Source organism: Bacillus pfraonensis (assembly GCF_050768835.1).
GTDB lineage: Bacteria > Bacillota > Bacilli > Bacillales > Bacillaceae_G > Bacillus_A > Bacillus_A pfraonensis.
The window spans coordinates 45402-69012 of the sequence record NZ_JAHCDO010000016.1 but is presented as its reverse complement, the minus strand read 5'-3'; the positions used below and the strand labels follow the sequence as shown (position 1 = coordinate 69012).

At 37.4% G+C, this 23611-nt stretch carries 29 protein-coding genes; 25 read left to right on the top strand and 4 right to left on the bottom strand.

Annotation, left to right across the window (positions count from 1 at the left end):
• Positions 1–13 precede the first annotated feature (13 nt).
• Both KFD70_RS16930 and KFD70_RS16925 read right to left on the bottom strand, forming a co-directional pair.
• Positions 14–415, bottom strand: coding sequence for an SA1362 family protein (locus tag KFD70_RS16930; RefSeq protein ID WP_336450059.1), 402 nt, complete (start codon positions 413–415; stop codon positions 14–16).
• Between the two features lie 86 nt (positions 416–501).
• Positions 502–1419, bottom strand: coding sequence for a DUF1385 domain-containing protein (locus KFD70_RS16925; RefSeq protein ID WP_336450058.1), 918 nt, complete (start codon positions 1417–1419; stop codon positions 502–504).
• A 243-nt stretch (positions 1420–1662) separates the two neighbouring features.
• On the opposite strand from KFD70_RS16925, the gene KFD70_RS16920 reads away from it, so the two are divergent.
• The 4 genes from KFD70_RS16920 (at position 1663) to efp (ending at position 4285) form a co-directional block, all read left to right on the top strand.
• Positions 1663–2127 (top strand): YqhR family membrane protein, encoded by a 465-nt coding sequence (locus KFD70_RS16920; protein ID WP_336450057.1) that lies wholly within the window; start codon positions 1663–1665, stop codon positions 2125–2127.
• A gap of 73 nt (positions 2128–2200) precedes the next feature.
• On the top strand, positions 2201–2641 hold the full coding sequence (aroQ, locus tag KFD70_RS16915; RefSeq protein ID WP_336450056.1) for a type II 3-dehydroquinate dehydratase: 441 nt from the start codon (positions 2201–2203) through the stop codon (positions 2639–2641).
• 4 nt (positions 2642–2645) lie between these two features.
• Positions 2646–3707 carry a Xaa-Pro dipeptidase gene (gene pepQ, locus KFD70_RS16910; protein ID WP_336450055.1) on the top strand — a complete coding sequence of 354 codons (1062 nt, stop codon included), beginning with the start codon at positions 2646–2648 and terminating at the stop codon, positions 3705–3707.
• 20 nt (positions 3708–3727) lie between these two features.
• Positions 3728–4285, top strand: coding sequence for an elongation factor P (gene efp / locus KFD70_RS16905; RefSeq protein WP_336450054.1), 558 nt, complete (start codon positions 3728–3730; stop codon positions 4283–4285).
• A 35-nt stretch (positions 4286–4320) separates the two neighbouring features.
• Here efp and KFD70_RS16900 read toward each other — a convergent pair whose 3' ends face one another.
• Positions 4321–4641, bottom strand: coding sequence for a hypothetical protein (locus tag KFD70_RS16900; protein ID WP_336450053.1), 321 nt, complete (start codon positions 4639–4641; stop codon positions 4321–4323).
• Positions 4642–5311: 670 nt separating this feature from the next.
• Here KFD70_RS16900 and KFD70_RS16895 point away from each other — a divergent pair.
• From KFD70_RS16895 to KFD70_RS16855, 9 genes are read left to right on the top strand one after another with little or no spacing between them, the layout of a single operon-like run.
• Complete coding sequence (locus KFD70_RS16895) at positions 5312–5593, top strand: YqhV family protein (RefSeq protein ID WP_336450052.1); 282 nt, start codon at positions 5312–5314, stop codon at positions 5591–5593.
• 27 nt (positions 5594–5620) lie between these two features.
• A complete protein-coding gene (gene spoIIIAA / locus KFD70_RS16890) occupies positions 5621–6547 on the top strand; it encodes a stage III sporulation protein AA (RefSeq protein WP_336450051.1) in 927 nt (308 codons plus the stop codon).
• Positions 6541–7056: a stage III sporulation protein SpoIIIAB gene (gene spoIIIAB / locus KFD70_RS16885; protein WP_336450050.1), complete on the top strand. Its 516-nt coding sequence runs from the start codon at positions 6541–6543 to the stop codon at positions 7054–7056. The genes spoIIIAA and spoIIIAB overlap by 7 nt, the downstream gene beginning before the upstream one ends.
• A 14-nt stretch (positions 7057–7070) precedes the next feature.
• A complete protein-coding gene (gene spoIIIAC, locus KFD70_RS16880; RefSeq protein ID WP_000020914.1) occupies positions 7071–7274 on the top strand; it encodes a stage III sporulation protein AC in 204 nt (67 codons plus the stop codon).
• 20 nt (positions 7275–7294) lie between these two features.
• Entirely contained in the window at positions 7295–7681 is a 387-nt protein-coding gene (spoIIIAD, locus tag KFD70_RS16875; RefSeq protein ID WP_077293892.1) for a stage III sporulation protein AD, read from the top strand.
• A gap of 10 nt (positions 7682–7691) precedes the next feature.
• A complete protein-coding gene (gene spoIIIAE / locus KFD70_RS16870; protein ID WP_336450049.1) occupies positions 7692–8864 on the top strand; it encodes a stage III sporulation protein AE in 1173 nt (390 codons plus the stop codon).
• A 12-nt stretch (positions 8865–8876) separates the two neighbouring features.
• On the top strand, positions 8877–9509 hold the full coding sequence (gene spoIIIAF, locus KFD70_RS16865; protein WP_336450048.1) for a stage III sporulation protein AF: 633 nt from the start codon (positions 8877–8879) through the stop codon (positions 9507–9509).
• The gene (spoIIIAG, locus tag KFD70_RS16860; RefSeq protein WP_336450047.1) at positions 9499–10164 is read left to right on the top strand and encodes a stage III sporulation protein AG; all 666 of its coding nucleotides are present in this window, start codon (positions 9499–9501) and stop codon (positions 10162–10164) included. The genes spoIIIAF and spoIIIAG overlap by 11 nt, the downstream gene beginning before the upstream one ends.
• A 12-nt stretch (positions 10165–10176) precedes the next feature.
• The gene (locus KFD70_RS16855) at positions 10177–10803 is read left to right on the top strand and encodes a SpoIIIAH-like family protein (RefSeq protein WP_336450046.1); all 627 of its coding nucleotides are present in this window, start codon (positions 10177–10179) and stop codon (positions 10801–10803) included.
• A 90-nt stretch (positions 10804–10893) separates the two neighbouring features.
• Here the strand turns inward: KFD70_RS16855 and KFD70_RS16850 are convergent, their stop codons facing one another.
• Complete coding sequence (locus KFD70_RS16850; RefSeq protein WP_336450045.1) at positions 10894–11091, bottom strand: DNA recombination protein RecO; 198 nt, start codon at positions 11089–11091, stop codon at positions 10894–10896.
• A gap of 404 nt (positions 11092–11495) precedes the next feature.
• Between KFD70_RS16850 and accB the strand changes: the two genes are divergently transcribed.
• The 12 genes from accB (at position 11496) to recN (ending at position 23567) form a co-directional block, all read left to right on the top strand.
• Positions 11496–11984 (top strand): acetyl-CoA carboxylase biotin carboxyl carrier protein, encoded by a 489-nt coding sequence (gene accB, locus KFD70_RS16845; RefSeq protein WP_336450044.1) that lies wholly within the window; start codon positions 11496–11498, stop codon positions 11982–11984.
• A gap of 16 nt (positions 11985–12000) precedes the next feature.
• Positions 12001–13353, top strand: a complete 1353-nt coding sequence (gene accC / locus KFD70_RS16840; RefSeq protein ID WP_174099063.1) for an acetyl-CoA carboxylase biotin carboxylase subunit — start codon at positions 12001–12003, stop codon at positions 13351–13353.
• A gap of 23 nt (positions 13354–13376) precedes the next feature.
• Complete coding sequence (locus tag KFD70_RS16835) at positions 13377–13769, top strand: Asp23/Gls24 family envelope stress response protein (protein ID WP_017150885.1); 393 nt, start codon at positions 13377–13379, stop codon at positions 13767–13769.
• 343 nt (positions 13770–14112) lie between these two features.
• Positions 14113–14505, top strand: a complete 393-nt coding sequence (gene nusB / locus KFD70_RS16830) for a N utilization substance protein NusB (protein ID WP_336450043.1) — start codon at positions 14113–14115, stop codon at positions 14503–14505.
• Positions 14506–14528: 23 nt separating this feature from the next.
• Entirely contained in the window at positions 14529–15389 is an 861-nt protein-coding gene (folD, locus tag KFD70_RS16825) for a bifunctional methylenetetrahydrofolate dehydrogenase/methenyltetrahydrofolate cyclohydrolase FolD (protein ID WP_017150887.1), read from the top strand.
• Between the two features lie 26 nt (positions 15390–15415).
• Entirely contained in the window at positions 15416–16774 is a 1359-nt protein-coding gene (gene xseA, locus KFD70_RS16820) for an exodeoxyribonuclease VII large subunit (protein WP_336450042.1), read from the top strand.
• Positions 16764–16994, top strand: coding sequence for an exodeoxyribonuclease VII small subunit (gene xseB / locus KFD70_RS16815; RefSeq protein ID WP_241814725.1), 231 nt, complete (start codon positions 16764–16766; stop codon positions 16992–16994). Before xseA ends, xseB begins: the two co-directional genes overlap by 11 nt.
• A complete protein-coding gene (locus KFD70_RS16810; RefSeq protein ID WP_336450041.1) occupies positions 16994–17887 on the top strand; it encodes a polyprenyl synthetase family protein in 894 nt (297 codons plus the stop codon). Before xseB ends, KFD70_RS16810 begins: the two co-directional genes overlap by 1 nt.
• A 349-nt stretch (positions 17888–18236) precedes the next feature.
• Complete coding sequence (dxs, locus tag KFD70_RS16805; protein ID WP_336450040.1) at positions 18237–20129, top strand: 1-deoxy-D-xylulose-5-phosphate synthase; 1893 nt, start codon at positions 18237–18239, stop codon at positions 20127–20129.
• A 3-nt stretch (positions 20130–20132) separates the two neighbouring features.
• Positions 20133–20972 (top strand): TlyA family RNA methyltransferase, encoded by an 840-nt coding sequence (locus KFD70_RS16800; RefSeq protein WP_336450039.1) that lies wholly within the window; start codon positions 20133–20135, stop codon positions 20970–20972.
• Between the two features lie 142 nt (positions 20973–21114).
• Entirely contained in the window at positions 21115–21564 is a 450-nt protein-coding gene (gene argR / locus KFD70_RS16795) for an arginine repressor ArgR (protein ID WP_001032579.1), read from the top strand.
• 263 nt (positions 21565–21827) lie between these two features.
• The gene (recN, locus tag KFD70_RS16790) at positions 21828–23567 is read left to right on the top strand and encodes a DNA repair protein RecN (RefSeq protein WP_336450038.1); all 1740 of its coding nucleotides are present in this window, start codon (positions 21828–21830) and stop codon (positions 23565–23567) included.
• Positions 23568–23611 lie beyond the last annotated feature (44 nt).

Below are 23611 nucleotides of genomic sequence, written 5' to 3'. Positions count from 1 at the left end.
TAATACCAATTTCCTAAAAGGAAGCGCGGTCTTTCTTTTTATTTTTTTTACCTTCAATCACGGTTAAATGAGATTGTTTTCGCTTTCTTTTTAACACTGATGAATTGCCTTTCTTAACTTTGTCATCAGAAGCATTTCGTTTTAATAAAGAATTGCTTAGGGGTGCTACGTTTTGTTTTCCGTATTTTCGGTTCGATTGTTTCGCAGCACGCTTATAAGAGTTTTGCGAATTGGCGGAACTGCTGGAGCTTGTAAACATTTTATATAACAAATAAAAGACACCAACAACAAGTAACATGATGACAATGTTTTTGATCATTCCGTATGGATCTGTAATTGCAGATGATACGAGACCGAATATTGCTAACCCAATAATAAGCATGACTAAAGCGAACGTAAACGAACGACCGTTCATAAGGAACACCTCCTAAATAACATATATTAAAATTAGTATATTAGCGACAAGGGAAGGAGTTGAGTACCATTTTTAAAAAATTATTGTTATTTTCCTTCTAAACGTAATAATTCTTCAAAAGATGCAATGGCAACTTCAACTTGATCATCTTCTGGTTCTTTCGTTGTTAATAATTGAAGCCATAATCCTGGATATCCTAATACGCGCAAGACCGGAACATCTCGTAATCGATTTGTAAATTGCAAGACTTCAAAAGAAATACCTAGAACAACTGGAATTAATAAAATTCGATTCACCACTCTGGCCCAAAGGGGATCAGTTGGAACAAGAAAATAGACAAACATTCCAATAATGACTGTAAATATAATAAAACTACTACCGCAGCGATAATGGAGACGAGTTTGTTTTTGGACATTCTCTACTGTCAGCGGAAGGTTGTTTTCGTAAGCGTTGATGACTTTATGTTCCGCACCGTGATATTGAAATACACGCTTAATGAGCGGAGTTAATGACACAATATATATATAGCTCAGTAAAAGGATGAGCTTGATGATGCTTTCGACAACAATTTGCCCAGTGTGAGATGGGAAAATGGGCCTTGTCAATTCCGCTAAAAGTGCGGGAACTGCTGTGAAAATAACTTTGCCGAATAGGAACGATAAGACTCCGACTGCGGCTACTCCTAATATCATCGTCAATTTTGATTGTTCTTCTTTTTTGTTTGCAAGCTGTTCATCGTCCGCAGGGTGAACGTCAAATCGTTCCGAAGCAAAGTTTAAATGCTTTGCTCCATTAGCGCTTGCATCAATGATAGCTGCGATGCCACGTAAAAATGGAATCTTCTTCAGCGCAGATAATACCTTATTGCGTACGCGTGGTAATCGATAAAATTCGATTGATTTATCCTTACGACGAACCGCTGTAACAGTATATTCTCTACCGCCAAACATAACTCCTTCTATGACCGCTTGCCCACCGTATATTTGTTTTGTCTCCTCTGCCATGTTAACACCAACCTGTATTTGTTTCTCTCTTATGTAGAAAAGAGGCAATTGTCACACTTGGTTCTGTCATTGTGAGATTTGACAATCACCGAGTTTCCTTTATTTTATCGACAAACACAAGCTGCTGACAAGGAAAATTGTTACGGAAGCTAGACATTTCTTATTCTTTTTATAGACAAATTTCGCATAATTTAAACATGCTTCAAAATAGTTTCGGACATACTAATAAGCGGAGGTGTTGATGTGAAGCAAGAACAATCAATAACAAAGAAATTTGTACAAATTGGTTTATTTGGTGGTGTTTTTTGGGGGAGTATATGGTATTTTCTGCATGTTTTTTCATTTACAGAAGCTGGACCAAACTATTTACTTTTACCATTTGCGCTTGGAGCGTGGAAAGCAGGAGTTTGGGGGAATGTATTAGGTATTGTTTGTATGGGGCTTCTTTCTATTTTAGTGGCATTTCTCTATAAGGCTCTTTTCAAAAGATTTGAAGGGATACTGCCTGGAATATTGTATGGTCTTTTTTGGTGGAGTATTTTATTTTTTGGACTTGGTTCTATTGCGCCTGTTATTAAAAACGCACTTCATTTACCGAAAGAAACAATTGTCACAACGATATGTATTTTTATTTTATATGGTGTATTTATCACATACTCTGTTTCGTTTGAAGCGAACAATGTGAATCGCGGAGAAGGGGTAGAGTAGACAAACTATTCAAACAAGTGACTCCTGTGTTAAAATGTTGTATAGACATTTTTATATTAAGGAGTTTTGCAAGATGAAGAAATTACTCCTCGTTAACGGTCCGAATCTAAATCGCCTTGGTGTTCGAGAGGTGAATGTATATGGGAAAGGAACGTTAGCGACACTTGAAACAGAGATGAAGCAAGAAGCAGAGAAATTGGGAGTGGAGTTAGAATGTTTTCAATCGAATCATGAAGGTGCTCTTATTGACATAATTCATGAGGCTGATGACATATATGAAGGGATCATTCTAAATCCTGGGGCATTTACGCATTATAGCTATGCGATTCGAGATGCAATTGCGAGTATCTCGATTCCAGTTATTGAAGTACATATTTCTAACATTCATCAGCGTGAATCGTTTCGGCATGAATCTGTAACGGCAGCGGTCGCAGCGGGACAAATTGTTGGATTTGGTTTTTATGGTTATAAGTTAGCGTTATTTGCATTATTGGAGAAACTGAGGGAGGCATAAACTGATGGAAAAGATCATGAAGTTAAGAAGTGCATTTGGTGAAGCTGGTATTGATGGTATTTTATTAACGAATGAATATAGCCGTAGATATATGACGAACTTTACAGGAACAGCTGGTGTTGTACTTATTTCTAATGACCGTGCCCTATTCATTACAGATTTCCGCTATGTAGAGCAAGCTAGTAAGCAAGCTGTCAGTTATGAAATTGTACAACATACAGGACCAATTCTTGATGAAGTTGCGAAACAAGTGAAAAACCTGGGGATTCAAAAGCTTGGCTTTGAGCAAGATACGCTTACATACAGCTCTTATACAGCACATAAAGAAGTAGTGGAAGCAGAATTTGTTCCAACTTCTGGGCTTGTAGAAAAGTTACGCTTGATTAAGACTGATTCAGAGATTAAGATATTAAAGGAAGCTGCACAGATTGCAGATGCTGCCTTTGAACATATTCTATCATTCATTCGCCCAGGCGTATCTGAAATTGAAGTGTCAAATGAACTTGAATTTTTCATGAGAAAACAAGGAGCAACATCTTCTTCGTTTGATATTATCGTTGCTTCAGGACTTCGTTCAGCATTGCCGCATGGTGTGGCATCTGAAAAAGTGATAGAAAAGGGAGATTTCGTAACACTAGACTTCGGTGCTTATTATAAAGGATATTGCTCTGATATTACACGTACGATTGCAGTCGGCGAACCATCTGATCAATTAAAAGAAATTTACAATGTCGTTTTAGAAGCACAGCTTCGTGGTGTAAATGGCATTAAAGCTGGTTTAACTGGTCGTGAAGCTGATGCATTAACACGTGACTACATAACTGAAAAAGGATACGGTGAATACTTCGGACATTCTACTGGTCATGGAGTGGGTCTTGAGATTCATGAAGCACCTGGTTTAGCGTTCCGCTCTGAAACGGTACTTGAGCCTGGTATGGCTGTGACAGTAGAGCCAGGTATTTACATTCCAGGTGTTGGCGGTGTACGTATTGAGGACGATATTATTGTAACAAGTGATGGTAACGAAGTAATCACGAAGTCTCCAAAAGAACTTATTATTTTGTAATACACAGGAGGATTTTTTGCATGATTTCAGTAAACGATTTTCGTACAGGTTTAACAATTGCGGTGGACAACGGCCTTTGGCAAGTTATCGATTTCCAACACGTAAAGCCAGGTAAAGGTGCTGCGTTCGTTCGTTCTAAACTACGTAACCTTCGCACAGGTGCGATTCAAGAAAAAACATTCCGTGCTGGTGAAAAAGTAGAGAAAGCACATATCGAAAACCGTCGTATGCAATACTTATACGCGAGTGGTGAGGCTCACGTATTTATGGATAATGGAACTTATGAGCAAATCGAACTTAGCGAAGCTCAAATCGAGTATGAACTAAAATTCTTAAAAGAAAACATGGAAGTAGCTATTATGACATACCAAGGTGAAGTACTTGGAGTTGAACTTCCAAATACTGTAGAGTTAAAAGTTGTTGAAACAGAACCAGGTATTAAAGGTGATACAGCTTCTAACGTAACGAAACCAGCTACATTAGAAACAGGTCTTGTTGTACAAGTACCAATCTTCATTAACGAAGGTGAAATGCTTATCATCAACACAGGTGAAGGTAAATACGTTTCTCGTGCATAGTTAAAAGGCACTCGTGATCATCACGAGTGCTTTTTTTATGTGAAATACGGTAGATAATAAACAATAGTTGCAATAAGACTGATGCCAACAAGAGATAGAGTACTAGTTATATATGGATTTAAAGTGATTTGAAATGGTTTTATTTCTCCTGTTTCAACACCTGTTAAGCCTTTGTATACAGCGTGATCCATATTGGCGTTACGAGATATGTTCATGATAATTAACCATATAACCGCAAATATAGCTAAACTCCCTAGAAAAAATGTCTCCATAAATGACCAACTCACCAGTTTGGAAAAAAGGTAAATGCCAATTACTTCTAATGTGATTGTAATAATAAATTTAATTGCGTTCACTACAAAATCTCCTCGCTATTTAATGCCATCCAACTTAAAAAATTCTCACGAGATAATGTAAAAATGACATCCGCATATTGTAAATCGAGTGGTGTAGAGTAAGAACCCGACGCCTTTCCTTCTTCGCAGAAGTAGGTTTTCAAGAACTCCTCTCGGAACCGTACGTACTCCTCTCAGAGTATACGGCTCGCCATTTATCCTAGATTCGCCCTAATCCATTTTGCCAGCGTGAAGTTTAACATGGCAATCTTTACAAAGAACTAATGTTTTTCGTCTCGACACTCAGTCGCAGGATGTATGGTTTACCTGACTTGTGCCTTTACACACCATGCTACACTCCCCCTTGGGTTTCCCCTTAGGATAAGGTGGTTGACAATAGAGAGTCGTCTTCTCTAGCCTTATTCAGGCAATCGTATAAGTCCCTTACGGGCGCACAATAATGTGACGTGCTTCATAGAAAATCTTCCTTTTGTATACTAAGTGTAACATATAAAAGATGTGAATATTCAGATTGTTTTCATTAAGGGTGATGTGAAAAATTATGTTTTTACTTCTGAAATAGACAACCTCTGCATATGGTTGTACAAATATATGCTTTTTGGAGTACGACTTACTCAGTAAGTCTAAGAAGTTACTTGAAAAGTAATTGGTAAGGAGAGAAGGTGGGAAAATGAAACAGTGGCTAGCGGCAATGGAGACATCTGTGCTTATTATGGGTTTGCTTCGGTTATTTTCAGGTAGTGCGGAAATATTCGCCGCTTTGCTTATGCTTTATGTAAATGATGCAAAAAAAGCATTGTTTATAAACGGTATGCTGGCATTTGTCGGACCGACTGTATTGATTCTAACGATGACAATCGGTATTGCAAGCGTTGCAAATGAAATTTCCTTTCTGAAACTTTTTTTTCTAACTCTTGGAATTGGCTGTATTTTTATTGCGGTGCTGAAATAGTAAGTCAATTATAGTGGGGAGAAGCTTATGAAGGAAGTATTAGAAGTTTTACCAAAGCATATGAAACAGTTCATTGAAGGCTGTGAACAATATAGTGTGTTAGAAGAAATTCGGGTCCGGATCGGAAGACCGCTTGAATGTATTGCGCACGGAGAAGTGTTCTTTTATGACTATGTCGTTACAGCAGAGGATGCGATCTATTTATTAAATAAGCTGAGTCAATATTCAATTTATACGATGGAAGAAGAGTTAAAGCGTGGGTATGTTACTTTACGCGGTGGCCATAGAATTGGCTTAGCTGGAAAAGTAATTACCGAGAAAAGTGCAGTGAAAATGATCCGGGATGTGTCGTCATTTAATATCCGGATCGCGCGCCAAAAAATTGGGATAGCTGAGCCGCTCCTATCTTATTTGTACGACTCACATTGGTTAAACACGATGGTAATTGGGCCACCGCAAACAGGGAAAACAACACTTCTTAGAGATGTGGCACGTTGTATGAGTCAAGGAGTTCATTCTTATAAAATTCCTTCTTGTAAAGTGGGGATTGTTGATGAACGCTCAGAAATTGCTGGATGCGTAAAAGGGATTCCACAATATGAGTTTGGTCCCCGTGTTGATGTGCTAGATGCGTGTCCAAAAGCAGAAGGAATGATGATGATGATTCGTTCTATGAGCCCCGATATATTAATAGTGGATGAAATTGGGCGTATGGAAGATAGTGAAGCGATTATGGAGGCAGTCCATGCAGGTGTTCAGCTTTTTATAAGTGCTCACGGATTTTCTTTTGATGATGTAATGAAAAGACCATCTTTAAAGGCTGTGATGGAACTTGGGGTGTTTGATCGCTTTATTGAACTATCAAAAGCAAAGGGACCTGGAACCGTTGTCCAGGTGAAAGATGGAGATGGCAAGCCTGTTCAAAGGCAAGGGAAGGCTCAAAGCGTATGGTAAAAATATTTGGTGCAGTGTTAATTGTAGCAGTGACTACTTTTTTTGGGTTTTCGTACGCGAAAAGGTATAGTGAACGCCCACGTCAACTTAGGCTTTTAAAAGCAGCGCTGCAATCCCTAGAGGCTGAAATTATGTATGGGCATACACCTTTATCAGAAGCAGCGGAACGCTTAGTAAAACAAATGCCGAAGCCTTTAAACTGGATATTTCAAAGTTTTTCAAAGCGGTTAGAAAGCGGTGAGCAAACAGTTAGAGAAGCTTGGCTCGATAGTTTACAAGAAAATTGGAAACTCACTGCATTTAAACAAACTGAATATGAGATTTTACAACAATTTGGTGAAACATTAGGGCAGCATGACCGTGAATCGCAGCAAAAGCATATTCGCTTATGTATTACGCATTTAGAAAGAGAAGAGGGTGAAGCGAAAGCGCTGCAATTTCAATATGAAAAGATGATAAAGAGTTTGGGTGTATTAGCAGGGCTACTTATCGTAATTTTACTGCTATAGGGGGGAGAAAGGCGATGTCCATCGATGTTGGTTTAATATTTCAAATCGCCGGAATCGGCATTGTTTTAGCTTTCATTCATACAGTACTAAAAGAGTTAAAGCGGGAGGATATTGCAAACTGGGTAATTCTTGTCGGTTTTGTCGTTATTTTATTTCATGTTGCATTTTTGATTAATACATTGTTTGACAAGATAAAAAGTGTCTTTCTCTTCCAGTAAAGGGGGCGGTTCGAATCGAGATCTTACAAATTGTCGGATTGGGCCTCGTTGCGACATTTTTAGCAGCTGTGCTAAATCAACATAAATCTAGTATTACCTCTTTGTTTATTGTGTTCATTGCGAGTGTAATGTTCCTGCTACTAATCGATCAAATTCATTCTATTTTAAGAATGATTGAGAGAGTTGCCAGTGAGGCGAAAGTAAGCAATGTCTATGTAGAGACGCTGCTGAAAATCATTGGAATTGCCTACATTGCCGAGTTTGGAGCGCAAATTACAAAAGATGCTGGTCAAGGCGCAATCGCTTCAAAAATTGAACTAGCGGGGAAAATTTTAATTCTTGTTATGGCTATTCCTATTTTAACGGTTGTTATTGAAACAATTCTCGGCTTTTTACCTACCGGATAAGGAGGAGTGAATGTTGCGAAGGTTTGGAGCTAAGCTGCTGTTTGCTTGCTTCCTTTTCTTTTCTTTACCAATTGTCGTACAAGCTTCTCCTGTAGAACAAAACGTCGTGGATCAGCAATTGGATAAATTAGGAATTGAAGATGTGAAGCAGTTTTGGGACGGGCTTGTCACAAAGTATGGAGGCTATTTACCAGAGAGTCAAAAGGGAAGTTTTATGGAATTTGTAAAGGGTGAAAAGGAATTTTCTATAAAAGAATGGATGATAGGATTATTAAAATATTTATTTCATGAGCTTGTTGCAAATGGAAAGTTACTCGGAACGCTCATTATGCTGACAATTTTTAGTGCGTTATTACAGTCCCTGCAATCAGCTTTTTCAAAGAGTAGCGTTAGCAAAATTGCAGATGCGGTTGTATACATGGTGCTCATTATTTTTGCTTTAAATAGTTTTTATGTCGTAATGACGTATGCACGAGAAACGATTCAAACGATGGTAGATTTCATATTAGCTCTACTTCCTATTCTCCTAGCACTCATAGCGACAGGGGGCGGGGTTGTATCTGTATCATTCTTCCATCCGATTATCATTTTTTTAATGAATACAAGTGGGCTGCTTATGAATTATATTGTACTTCCACTTTTATTGCTGGCGACCATCTTAAGCATTGTAAGTACAATGAGTGACCAATATAAAGTTACGAAATTGTCCAAGCTCTTGCAAAATGTAAGCGTTGGGATCATCGGTATCTTTCTAACAATTTTTCTAGGCGTATTATCTGTGCAAGGGACAGCAACAGCAGTTGCTGATGGGATAGCTGTCAAAACAGCGAAGTTTGTAACGGGGAATTTTATTCCTGTGGTGGGCCGGATGTTTACAGAAGCGGCGGATACTGTGATTAGCGCCTCTGGATTGTTAAAGAATACGATCGGGATTATCGGACTTGTTATCTTATGTTTAATCGTTGCTTTTCCAGCGATTCAAATTTTTTGTATCGCGTTTATTTATAAATTCGCAGCGGCAGTACTGCAGCCGGTTGGCGGAGGAGCTATTATTAAATGTTTAGATATTATCGGACGAAGTATCATTTATGTATTTGCCTGCTTAGCTATCGTATCTTTTATGTTCTTTTTAAGCATTACCATTATTATTGCCGCGGGAAACATTACCCTCATGATGCGATAGGAGGTGACGGGTATGCAATTTATTATAGAGTGGATTCGAAATATTATCGTATTTTTACTCTTAGCGACGATGCTGCATCTTATCCTTCCTAACTCAAATTTACAAAAGTATGTCAAATTTGTCGTGAGCTTATTGTTAGTCGTTTTAATCTTAACGCCGCTATTTAAGTTGTTACAAACAGATGTAAATGAAGTGATTGCGAATTTTGATCAAGAAAAATACGTAGCGGACGGATCAATAAAAAATTCAATTGATGAAAAGAAAAAAGAAATACAAGCCCTAACACGTGCATATAGTTTAGAAGAGATGGCTGTCAAAATGAAAAAAGAAGTTGGAAAAGAATTTGAGAAAAAGTATGGCGTGACAGTGTCTGAAATACAAGTAATCGCCGCAGAAACGAAGGATGAAGTAAAAACAGCAAAAGATATTCAATCAGTTATTGTGACATTAAAAGAAACTGAACCAAAGAAAAATGATGCAATTGAAACAGTAAAACCAATTGAAATTGATACGAAAGAACCACGAAAAACTTCGGAAGAAACAAACATAGAAATGAAAGAGTTCTTTTCAAGCAGGTGGCAGCTAGAGGATAAACAAATCCAAGTTCAAATGGAAGGGGGGACAGGTAGAGTAAATGGACAATAAAGATAAAAATTCAAAGTTCTCATTTTTTCGTAACTTATTGAAGGGGGACGAAAAAGATGGCAAGGAGAAAGAGAGGAAGGTAACACCGAAGTTTTTGCTTGTCCTACTTATACTTGGAATGTTGCTCATGTTTTCTAGTAATTTCTTTCAGCCGAAAAAAGAAGAAGTACCTGTGTTTAAAGAAAAGACAAGTCAAGATGCAGGAAAAGATGTGCCAACCTTTGGACAAAAGAATAACGATAATATGTCAATTATAGAAAAATATGAAAAAGCATATGAACAAGAATTGAAATCTTCATTAGAAGATATAACAGGGGTAAAAGATGTATCTATTGAAGTGAATTTAGATTCATCTGAACAAAAAATACTTGAAAAAAATATTGTAAAACGATCCCAAACAACAGGGGAAACAGATAAAACTGGAGGCAAAAGGGAAGTTGAAGATGAATCAACGGATGAAAAAACAGTGATTATACGTGAGGGTGACAAAGAAACTCCGATTGTACTGCGAACAGAGAAACCGAAAGTGCGAGGTGTTCTTGTCGTAGCAAAAGGAGTGGATAATATACAAATAAAAGCAATGGTGAAAGAAGCGGTGACGCGTATGCTTGATGTACCATCTCACCGCGTAGCGGTACTACCAAAAAAGAGTTAGGGAGGAACTAAAGTGTTAAAAAAACAAACAGTTTGGTTATTAACAATGCTAAGTTTAGTAGTTGTGCTATCCGTATACTATGTTACAACACCTGAGAAAATGAATACTGCAACACCGACAGTAGGTGAAAAGGTTGGACAAGAAAAGCAAGGTGTTGAAAAAGAAGTGACGAAAGAAACGACAAAGGAAACATCAAATAAGGAAGCTACTTCAAAAGAAACAGAGAAAAAAGATGATAATAAAAAAGAAACAGGTAAAAAGGAAAGTAATGTAACTGTTCAATCAAGTGATGAGAACTTTACAGCACTTCGTTTGAAAATGGAAGACCAACGCAGTGCAGAGAAAGAAAAATTACAAGAAGTGATGAAATCAACAAAATCTTCTGCTGAAGAAATAAGTAGAGCGAAAGATCAATTAAATGCAATCGATAAGATGGAAACAAAAGAAGGATTACTTGAAACAGTAATTAAATCACAAGGTGGCTACAACGATGCTCTTGTAAGAACGGATGGAGAGGATATTAAAGTAACAGTAAAAGCTTCGAAACATTCTCAAAAGGAAGCAAATAAAATTATCCAACTTGTTCGCGCTGAGGCAGGATCCAAAGATGTAGGTGTCAAGTTTGATCCAGCAAAATAATGTATATATTGACTAGTTTTAAATACACATTGCGAATGGTGATACGTTAGGCGGATTCCTATTCGTGAACAGTGAGGAAACAGAAAAAAGCTATCGTTTTCGATAGCTTTTTTCTGTTTCGCTTTTTTGAGTGGCTGTAATGTTTTCTATAGGGAAAGGTGAAATACGCTGAGAGTGAAAAATTAAAGGTTCGTGGTAATGGTGATTGCCTTTTCCATATTTTATATGAGTAAAGACAATGATGAGCCAGATTAATACAGCTGGTACGAACAAGATGAGCCATATCATATTTCTGCACCTCACTATAAGATAATTTACTATACTTTGAACATACTATTCGTATGTGAAGGAAGGATGAACGGCTTGTAAATAAAAAAATAATATTTGGTAAAAATATGTTTTTTTATGAAGTGTTCTTGCCAATTTCGAGTGAAACTTGGTATTATTACTAGGTGATAATTTTTTAGCGAAATAATATTTTTACAGGAATTTCGATTTATTGTAAAGAAATATAAATTGGAATGTTGAAAATATTTATCGTAAGATGAGAGTAGCAAAAGTTTCTATTAGAAAATGTGATAGGAATGATTTTTCTAGTAGAATGAATCGTATCTTTACAGACAACGTAGCTTGTTTTTATATGTTCGTATCTGTAAGAGCGAGACAAACAAGTATATGGGAGTGGATTTTACATGTTTAAAATTCAAGAAGTTCGTGAATTAATTAAGTTAATTGATAGCTCTAACATTGATGAATTTGAATACAAAAAAGATGGTACCACAATAAAAATGAAAAAACGTGGTAATGAAGTTGTTTCTGTGCAAGCAGCTCCAGCGGCAAAAACAGCATTACAAACACCAGCGGTAGAACTTGAAACGACGGTAGCAGCGGCGCAAGTAGAAGCACCCAAGCAGGAAGAAAAGAAAACTGTTCAAGATGAAAATTTACATAAAATTACATCGCCGATGGTTGGAACATTCTATGCTTCTTCTTCGCCGGATACGCCTGCATATGTAAGTGTTGGTGATCGTGTTTCAGAAGGGAAAGTCGTTTGTATTGTTGAAGCGATGAAGCTCTTTAATGAAATTGAAGCAGAAGTAACTGGAGAAATTGTTGAAATTCTTGTTAACAACGGACAACTTGTTGAGTATGGACAACCGCTATTTCTTGTAAAAGCGTAATAAGGGAGTCTTTGTGATGATAAAAAAAGTATTAATAGCCAATCGTGGAGAAATTGCTGTACGAATTATTCGTGCTTGTAAAGAAATGAATATTGAAACAGTAGCTATTTATTCAGAAGCGGATAAAGAATCACTTCATGTGCAAATCGCAGATGAAGCGTATTGCGTTGGACCGACACTGTCGAAAGAAAGCTATTTAAATTTGACAAATATTATAAGCGTTGCAAAATTAACAGGCTGTGATGCAATTCATCCTGGTTATGGATTTTTAGCGGAGAATGCAGATTTTGCAGAACTATGCCGTGAGTGTAATTTAATTTTTATTGGTCCTAGTCCTGAGGCAATTTCAAAAATGGGTACAAAAGACGTTGCTCGTGATACAATGAAAGAAGCAGGGGTTCCGATTGTACCAGGTTCACAAGGAATTATAAAAAACACAGAAGAAGCGATAGAACTTGCAAATCAAATTGGATATCCGGTCATTATTAAAGCAACTGCGGGTGGCGGCGGAAAAGGAATTCGTGTTGCTCGCGATGAAGAGGCGCTTGTAAAAGGAATTCAAATTACACAGCAAGAAGCTAGTACCGCTTTTGGAAACCCTGGTGTATACTTAGAAAAGTACGTTGAAGATTTCCGCCATGTTGAGATTCAAATAATGGCAGATACACATGGCAATGCGATTCATTTAGGAGAGCGTGATTGTACAATTCAGCGCCGTTTGCAAAAATTGATAGAAGAAAGTCCTTCGCCTGCACTTGATGCCAACGTTCGCAAGGAAATGGGTGAAGCGGCAGTAAAAGCAGCGGTAGCGGTTGATTATACAGGTGCTGGTACGGTTGAGTTTATTTATGAATATAAAACGAAAAGTTTTTACTTTATGGAAATGAACACACGAATTCAAGTAGAACATCCGGTTACAGAGCTAGTAACAGGGGTGGATTTAATTAAAGAACAGATTCGTGTTGCTTCTGGGGAAACACTATCGTTACAGCAAGAAGAAGTACAATTTAACGGTTGGGCAATGGAATGTCGAATTAATGCGGAAAACCCTGCCAAAAACTTTATGCCGTCTCCAGGTAAGGTAGAAATGTATTTACCGCCAGGAGGATATGGTATTCGCGTCGATTCAGCTGTTTATCCTGGATATTCAATACCACCTTTTTATGATTCAATGATTGCAAAATTAATTGTTCATGGGAAAACACGTGAAGAAGCAATTGCAAAAATGAAGCGAGCGCTTAGTGAATTTGTCATTGAAGGCGTACATACGACAATCCCGTTCCATTTACAATTGCTAGATCATCCTGACTTTATAAAAGGGGAATTTAATACGAAATTCTTGGAAGAGCATGAGCTTGTGACGCAGTGATACATTTAAAGGAGGTTTTTTTCATGGCTGAACATATGTTAGATATGGGTCAAGATACAACCCTTGGAAAAGTAGAAATTGCACCGGAAGTAATTGAAGTAATCGCAGGCATCGCTGCTGCTGAAGTAGATGGTGTAGCAGCAATGCGTGGGAACTTTGCTACAGATGTTGTTGAGAAGTTAGGAAAGAAAAATCACGGTAAAGGCGTGAAGGTTGAATTAGTAAACGACGATATTATCGTTGACGTTTATGTTGTCATGTATTTTGGTGTAGCCATCCCAGTTGTTGCACAAAAAATTCAAGATAATATTCGCCAAGCGCTCTTTACAATGACGGGTCTTGAGCCGAAAGAAGTGAATGTTCACATCGTTGGCGTAACATTCGAAACGCAAAAAACAGAAATCGAGCCAGTGTAAAAATGGGAAGGTGCCTTGTCAAATGGGCACCTTTTTTCTCGTTTCATCTCTTCATGCACAAAAACTCTAATTATTATACTATTTCAAAAATAAAAAATATAAAAAGAGATGATGCGTTTTTCCAAAAAACGTACATTGTGATAGGATATGGAACTTGAAGTTAATCTTTTTATTATTTTTCAGCCTTGTAACTCGTGTATGAAACGACAAATTGTGTTATTATCATTGTATTATAAGGTTGAAAAATCAATGAAAACTGTAAGAGTAAGTAAATTGACGGCTTATAAATTATAATAATATAACAAAACATAAGGAAAGACTTGAAGCATAAAGGAGAGTTACAATGAAACGTAGGACGGCTAGAGAAAGAGCCATGCAAGCATTATATCAAATGGACATTACTGGAGAATTAGAGCCGAAAGTAGCGGTGGAAAATACGCTAGAAGAAGGCGAAGAAACAAATGAGTTTTTAGAATCACTTGTTGTTGGTTTTGTAGAACATAAAGAAACAATTGATGAAGCAATTCGTCAAAATTTAAAAAAGTGGAAATTAGAACGTATTAGTATTGTAGACCGCAGTATTTTACGTCTAGCTGTGTATGAAATGAAGTACATGGAAGAAATTCCACACAATGTAACAATTAATGAAGCAATTGAAATTGCAAAAACATTTGGGGATGAGGAATCTCGTCGTTTTATAAACGGCGTTTTATCTAATATAAAAGACACACTTTAATTTCTTTAAGGGGGAATCTTAAAATGGTAGCAGTAATCATCAAAGGAAATGAAGTTGCGGAGAAAAAACGAGCACAATTAAAAGAAGAAGTTGTGAAGTTGAAAGAGCAAGGGATTGTACCAGGATTAGCAGTTATTTTAGTTGGAGAAGATCCAGCATCTCGTTCTTATGTAAAAGGAAAAGAAAAGGGCTGTGAACAAGTTGGGATTTATTCAGAGTTAATTGAGTTTCCAGATACAATTACAGAAGAGCGTTTGTTAGCTGAAATCGATCGCTTAAATGAGGATGACCGTATTAATGGAATATTAGTACAATTACCTTTACCGAAACATATTGAAGAGAAAGCTATCATTGAAAGAATTTCACCTGAAAAGGATGTAGATGGATTCCATCCAATCAGCGTTGGCCGTATGATGACAGGTCAAGATACATTCCTTCCGTGTACACCGCATGGCATCGTGGAATTAGTAAAAGAAACAAATCTTGATATTTCAGGAAAACATGTTGTGGTGATTGGAAGAAGTAATATCGTTGGGAAACCAGTGGGACAGCTATTTTTAAATGAAAATGCAACTGTAACATACTGTCACTCCAAAACGAAGAATATAAAAGAATTGTCAAAGTTAGCTGATATTTTAATTGTAGCTGTTGGAAGACCAAAAATGGTAACAGCTGACTATATAAAAGAAGGTGCAGTTGTAATTGATGTTGGTGTCAATCGCTTAGAAACAGGAAAACTATGCGGTGATGTTGATTTTGATAATGTACTGGATATCGCAGGCTATATTACACCAGTACCAAAAGGAGTCGGCCCAATGACAATTACAATGCTCCTTCATAATACAGTTGAATCTGCAAAACGTGCAGGAGTTGCTTGTAAATAATTTGAATCGGCTATGAGGAGAGAGAGATGGAAAAGCAATATTTAACCGTTACAGCATTAACACGCTATATAAAAACAAAAATAGAGTATGACCCGCATCTGCAGTCTGTTTGGTTAAAAGGAGAAATTTCAAACTTTAAATATCATAGCCGTGGCCATATGTATTTCACATTAAAGGATGAAAATGCAAGGATAGCAGCGGTTATGTTTGCGGGGCATAATCGTAATATAAAGTTTAGACCAGAAGATGGAATGAAGGTACTTGTAAAAGGGAAAATTTCTGTCTATGAAGCGAGTGGTTCCTATCAGATTTATATTCAGGATATGCAGCCTGATGGGGTTGGGAATCTTCACTTAGCTTACGAGCAATTAAAGGTTCGATTAGAGGAGGAAGGGCTGTTTTCTCAAGTTTATAAACAACTAATTCCTGCCTATGCCAAAACAATTGGTGTCATTACATCACCAACAGGAGCTGCGATTCGAGATATTATAACGACAATTAAACGCCGTTATCCAATTGGGAATGTGATTGTATTTCCGGTACTTGTACAAGGGGAGTCTGCGGCTCCCTCAATTGTACAAGCGATTCAAACAGCGAATGAGATGAAAGAGATAGATGTATTGATTGTTGGTCGTGGGGGTGGTTCTATTGAAGAACTATGGGCCTTTAATGAAGAAAGTGTTGCACGGGCGATTTTTACAAGTGAAATTCCAATCATCTCAGCTGTTGGGCATGAAACAGATTTTACAATCGCTGATTTTGTAGCAGATTTACGTGCGCCAACTCCAACGGCAGCAGCAGAACTTGCAGCACCGAATATACTTGAATTACAAGAGAAAGTGTTACAAAGAACTCTTCGTATGCAAAGAGCAATGCGAGAGATGTTATATAAAAAGCAAGAACAACTGCAAACCCTTCAAAAATCGTATGCATTTCGTTATCCAAAGCAAGTGTACGAGCAAAAAGAAGAGCAGTTAGATCGCACTCTTGAGCAGCTTATTTTAGCGAAAGAACGTTATATAGAGAAAAAGGTAAATCAATTGAAACAGCTCTCATTTTATGTTGAGAAGCATCATCCATCTCAAAAGATTTTGCAAACGAAGACAAGGGTAGAAATGTTGCAAAAGCAATTACAACGTGAAATGCAAACATTGCTGCAAACGAAAGAGTTTACTTTTATGAGGGCGGCTCAGCAACTAGAAGCACTTAGTCCACTTAAAGTAATGATGAGGGGATATGGGCTCGTATATAGCGAGAAAAAGCAAGTGTTAAAAAGCGTGAAAGATGTTAGCCTTGGTGAGGGTGTTTCCGTACAATTACAAGATGGAGTGTTAGATTGTAACGTATCGGGCATAGAGGAGCGTGAATTGAACAATGGAAAATAAATTAAGTTTTGAAGAAGCGATTTCTCAGCTTGAACAACTTGTTTCTAAGCTTGAACAAGGTGATGTTCCATTAGAAGAGGCAATTTCATATTTTAAAGAAGGTATGGAGTTATCTAAGCTATGTGATGAGAAATTAAAAGATGTTCAAGAACAAATGGCAGTTATCCTTGGAGAGGATGGAGAACTTAAACCATTTACTGCTGTAGGAGATGAAGCATAGTGGCATATGTAGCTTTTGATGCTTTTGTGAAAGAAAGTAAAGCTTTCGTTGAGGAGCAGCTTGTGCGCTATGCAAATCAATTACAATGTCCAAATGTACTTCGCGAAGCGATGATATATTCATTGGAAGCGGGCGGAAAACGTCTCCGTCCGTTACTTTTATTTGCAACGTTGCAAGCGTTTGAAAAAGAAAGAGAATTAGGTATAGGAGCAGCTTGTGCTCTTGAAATGATTCATACATATTCGTTAATTCACGATGATTTACCATGTATGGATGATGATGATTTAAGACGAGGAAAACCAACAAACCATAAAGTGTTTGGTGAAGCGATGGCCGTTTTAGCAGGAGATGGCTTGTTGACCTATGCTTTTCAGGCAGTGACAGCGTACAATTATCAAGATGTTTCTACAGAAACAAAGCTAAGGCTTGCTCTTGAACTTGCAAAAGCAGCTGGGCCAGAAGGGATGGTTGCTGGACAAGTAGCAGATATGGAAGCGGAAGGAAAGCAGCTTACGCTTAGAGAATTAGAATATATTCATAAGCACAAAACAGGCCGATTATTAGAATATGCTGTGCTTGCAGGAGCTATACTTGCAGGAGCAACACCAGAACAAGAGAAAAAACTACTTGCATTTGCAAAATATATTGGTCTGGCTTTCCAAATTCGCGATGATATTTTAGATGTAGAAGGTACAGAAGAAGAAATCGGAAAACCTATTGGTAGTGACGCTTCCAATGAAAAAAGTACATATACGACGTTATTTACTATAGATGAGGCAAAATGTATCTTAGAAGAAACAATTGTCAAGGCGAAAGATGCGATTGCATCTTTACAATTAAAAGATGAGCATTTATTATCTATTTGTGATTTAATCGCAAAGCGTAATAACTAATGTAAGAGCGTTTTCATTTGTTGAGTCATTTATCATTTTGTGGTATAAATGTAGAAAAAGGTTTTTCTTTACTTGTTATTGGCAAAAATATATCTAGATTACGTTGCCGTTATCACTTTGTGTTAGCGGCTCTTTTTTCATCGATAGAGAAGTGACGATAACTGGCGGCTTCTTAGCTGAAAGGCATATCTCGCTTTCTAAGAACGTAGAGAAAGATGGCAGATTGTCTATTCAAGCACGATAGAATAGAGCGTAATAGGAAAGATATTGAAGAATTTCTTGTGTTTTGCAAATGTTTTTACAGTATTTTACATGTTGACAGATTATGAAACGAAAGTGAGTGATCCATGTGGATCTAACGCAAATTCAAAACCCTAGTTTTTTGAAAGATATGTCTATCAGTGAACTAGAGGCATTGAGTGAGGATATTCGGAAGTTTTTAATTGAAGAGCTCTCTCAAACGGGTGGACATATTGCTCCTAACTTAGGTGTAGTAGAACTCACAATTGCTCTGCATAAATTATTCGATAGTCCAAAAGATAAATTTTTATGGGATGTAGGACATCAATCCTATGTACATAAAATTTTAACAGGGCGTGCAAAAGAGTTTGGCACATTAAGACAATATAGAGGCCTATGTGGTTTCCCGAAGCGCTGTGAAAGTGAGCATGATGTATGGGAAACAGGTCATAGTTCGACTTCATTATCCGCTGCAATGGGAATGGCTCTAGCACGTGATTTAAAGAAAACGAAAGAGTGTGTTATACCGATTATTGGGGATGGTGCTTTGACTGGTGGAATGGCTTTAGAAGCATTAAACCATATTGGGCATGAAAAGACAGATATGATTGTTATCTTAAATGATAATGAAATGTCGATTGCTCCGAATGTTGGCGCTCTTCATAATGTTCTAGGCCGTCTGCGTACTGCTGGAAAATATCAATGGGTGAAAGATGAGTTAGAATATTTACTCAAGAAAATCCCAGCAGTTGGCGGGAAAGTGGCAGCAACAGCAGAAAAAGTAAAAGATAGCTTAAAATATTTGCTTGTATCAGGTGTCTTTTTTGAAGAGTTAGGGTTTACATATTTAGGTCCTGTGGATGGACATAGTTATGAAAACCTATTTGAAACGCTTCAATATGCAAAGAAAACAAAAGGCCCGGTACTTGTTCATGTGATTACGAAAAAGGGAAAAGGATATAAACCAGCAGAGAGCGATGTAATTGGAACTTGGCATGGAACAGGTCCATATAAAATCGAATCTGGTGATTTTGTGAAGCCGAAAGAAGTTGCACCAGCATGGAGTGCCGTTGTGAGTGAGACAGTTCGTAAGCTTGCAAGAACGGACGAGCGGATTGTAGCTATTACACCAGCGATGCCAGTTGGATCTAAACTTGAGAAATTTCATCAAGAGTTTCCAGATCGTATGATTGATGTTGGAATTGCTGAACAGCATGCGACAACAATGGCGGCTGGAATGGCAACGCAAGGAATGAAGCCGTTTTTAGCGATTTATTCAACATTCCTGCAACGGGCATATGATCAAGTTGTTCATGATATATGTCGTCAAAATTTAAATGTCTTCATTGGAATTGACCGTGCAGGACTAGTTGGAGCGGATGGTGAAACGCATCAAGGTGTATTTGATATTGCGTTTTTACGTCACTTGCCGAATATGGTGCTCATGATGCCGAAAGATGAAAATGAAGGTCAGCATTTAGTGTACACGGCAATGCAATATGAAGATGGTCCAATTGCTCTGCGTTATCCACGTGGAAATGGGCTTGGTGTTCCAATGGATGACGAATTGCAGGCTATTCCAATTGGGACATGGGAAACGTTAAAAGAAGGCACGCAAGCGGCAATTTTAACGTTTGGTACAACAATTCCGATGGCGATGGAAGCAGCGGAGCGTCTTGAAAAGGCTGGTATTTCAGTGAAAGTAGTAAACGCTCGCTTTATTAAGCCGATGGATGAAACGTATTTACATGAACTTTTAGGTAAGAATATGCCAATTTTAACCATTGAGGAAGCTTGCTTAATTGGCGGATTTGGAACAGGTGTAGTTGAATTTGCTACTGACCATGGGTATCATAGTAATTTAATTGAACGAATGGGTATTCCGGATCATTTCATTGAGCATGGTAGTGTTACAAAGCTATTAGAAGAAATTGGTTTAACGACAGATGCTGTTGTGGACCGTATTCATACAATGATTCCATCAAAACAAAAAAGGGCGTAACAAATGAGTGTAAAAAAAGAAAGAGTAGATGTACTATTAGTAGAACGAGGGCTTATAGAAACGCGTGAAAAGGCAAAACGCGCTGTTATGGCGGGACTTGTATATGCAAATGAAATGAGACTCGATAAGCCAGGGGAAAAAGTTCCACAAGATACACCGATTACGGTAAAAGGACAAGTTATGCCATATGTAAGCCGTGGTGGTTATAAGTTAGAGAAGGCATTAGAGACTTTTCACCTTGATTTACAAGATAAAGTTATGTTAGACATTGGTTCATCAACTGGTGGTTTTACAGATTGTGCGTTGCAAAATGGTGCAAAGCTATCTTATGCTTTAGATGTAGGTTACAATCAACTTGCTTGGAAATTGCGTCAAGATGAGCGCGTTGTTGTTATGGAACGAACGAATTTTCGTTATGTAACACCGGCTGATTTAGAGCGTGGTTTGCCGCAGTTTGCTAGCATTGATGTTTCATTTATATCATTAAAATTAATTCTTCCAGTCTTAAAAACGATATTGACTCCAAATGGTGATGTTGCGGCTTTAATTAAACCACAATTTGAAGCTGGAAGAGAGCAAGTTGGGAATAAAGGCATTGTTCGTGATCGTAAAGTTCATGAAGCTGTCGTAGAAATGATAGTGGATTTTGCAATAAAAGAAGGATATGATGTTGAAAACTTAACATTCTCTCCAATTACAGGTGGGGACGGAAATATTGAGTTTTTAATTCATTTAAAATGGCATGGTGAGCGTGAGAGTGGTGAAAATCATTCTCTAGCTTCTGTAAGACAAGTGGTAACAGAAGCTCATGAAATTTTAAAACAAAAAGGGAAAGGGGAATAACTGTTGTTGTTCCTCTTTTTGTTGGAATTGTATAATGATTGTAAAAACAATTATGTACAAGTAAACGATTATAAGTTAACATAAATAAGTGAAGTATACCAATGTTTAAACTATGGTAAGAGATAGTGTGAGGTGCAAATGTATGAATAAAGGTCAGCGCCATATTAAAATTAGAGAAATTATCGCGAATAAAGAAATTGAAACACAAGATGAACTAGTTGATATCTTACGTAATGAAGGTTTTAATGTAACGCAAGCAACCGTATCACGTGACATTAAAGAGTTGCACTTAGTAAAAGTTCCATTACATGATGGTCGCTATAAATATAGCTTACCAGCAGATCAACGGTTTAATCCCTTGCAAAAATTAAAACGCAATCTCGTGGATTCGTTTGTAAAGTTAGACACAGCAGGACATATGCTTGTGTTAAAAACATTACCTGGTAATGCGCATGCGCTTGGAGCACTTATTGATCATTTAGAATGGGATGAGATTATTGGAACCATTTGTGGTGACGATACTTGCTTAATTATTTGCCGTACGCCTGAAGATACAGGTGTTGTATCAGATCGTTTCTTAAATATGTTGTAACAAAAAGAATCTTGTTTACTTTTTTGCTAAAAGCAGAAAGTAAACAAGATATTTTTTATTATGGGAAAATAGATAAATGTAAAGCGAAGTATTGTAGTTTTTAGAATGAAGTTAGAGAATCGATGGATTGACCCGTAAAACAAATGTTTGGTACAATGAAGCGGGCTAGAAGAGTAAATGGTACATATAATAACTATTTGAGTGAAAAGCGCTCAGCGAAAGCCCTTAGTAGGGGATTAGTTTATAACGAGGTGAATGGGGCATTGTTATCGGAATTATCGATTAGAAACTTTGCTATTATTGAGTCATTAAATATTTCTTTTCAAAAAGGTTTAACAGTTTTAAGTGGTGAAACAGGTGCCGGAAAATCAATTATTATTGATGCAATTAGCTTACTTGTTGGGGGCCGTGGTTCAGCAGAGTTTGTTAGGTACGGAACAGAGAAAGCTGAAATTGAAGGCTTATTTTATATAGAGGATGATAAACATCCGTGTATTGCGAAGGCTGAAGAGCTGGATATTGAAATTGAAGATGGGATGATCATTTTAAAGCGTGACATTGCTGCGAATGGAAAAAGTGTATGCCGTATAAATGGTAAGCTTGTCACATTGAGTATATTAAAAGAAATTGGAAAAACGCTTGTTGATATTCATGGACAGCATGAAACCCAAGATTTGATGAATGAGGAACGCCATTTGTTTATGCTTGATCATTTCGATGGAGATCGGATTACGAATCAATTAGAAATATATCAAGATGTATACGGTGAGTATGAGCAGCTAAAAAAACAACTTAAATCTTTAACAGAGAATGAGCAACAGATGGCACATCGGTTAGATTTAATTCAATTTCAGCACGAAGAAATTCGTAAAGCAGATTTGAAAGCTGATGAAGAAAATGAATTGACGGAAGAGAGATTAAAAATCTCAAATTTCGAAAAAATTTATAAAGCGCTTGGTGATGCATATCGTTCATTAAGTGAAGATGGTAGTGGACTTGACCATGTACGAAATGCAATGGGACAAATGGAGAGTATTACGCACCTAGATGAGGCGTATCAAGAGAATCATGATTCGATTGCAAATAGCTACTACTTATTGGAAGAGGTTGCCTATCAGCTTCGAGAAAAGTTAGATATGATGGAGTATGACCCGAATCGTTTAGATGAAATTGAAACGCGTTTAAATGAAATTCGTATGCTAAAGAGAAAGTATGGAAATACTGTAGAAGAGATTTTAGCGTATGCTGATAAAATAGAGCAAGAAATTTTTACAATTGAAAATAAAGATGTACATATTGAAACGACGAAAAAGAAATTAAAAGAATTAGAAAGCGTGATTTTGAAGGAAGCAATGCTGTTGAGTAATATGCGCCATCAGCTTGCAGATCATCTTACGAACGCAATCCACCAAGAATTAAAAGAACTGTATATGGAAAAAACAAAATTTGAAGTGAGGATTGCAAAAAGAGACGGAATCATGGATGATCCGCTTGTAGATGGGACGCCAGTGAAACTTACGGTAGATGGCTATGATCATGTGGAATTTTATATTTCAACAAATCCAGGTGAACCTTTAAAACCACTTTCAAAAGTAGCTTCTGGCGGAGAATTATCCCGCATTATTTTAGCTTTGAAAAGCATTTTTTCTAAGCATCAAGGTGTTGCATCTGTTATTTTTGATGAAGTAGATACAGGCGTGAGTGGTCGAGTGGCACAAGCGATTGCGGAAAAAATTTATCGTGTATCTGTAAACTCGCAAGTACTTTGTATTACGCACTTACCTCAAGTAGCGTCGATGGCGGATTCGCATTTATTTATTCGTAAACAAGTTGCAAATGATCGGACGATTACATCAGTTACTGTATTAAGTACAGAGGATAAGGTAACGGAGATTGCTCGAATGATTTCTGGTGTGGAAATTACCGATTTAACGACGGAACATGCAAAAGAGTTACTTACGCAAGCACATCGTTTTAAACAGACAGCAGAGGCTATCCAATAATGGATAGCTTTTTTGCTCAAATGATGATTTCTTAATTCTTCCGG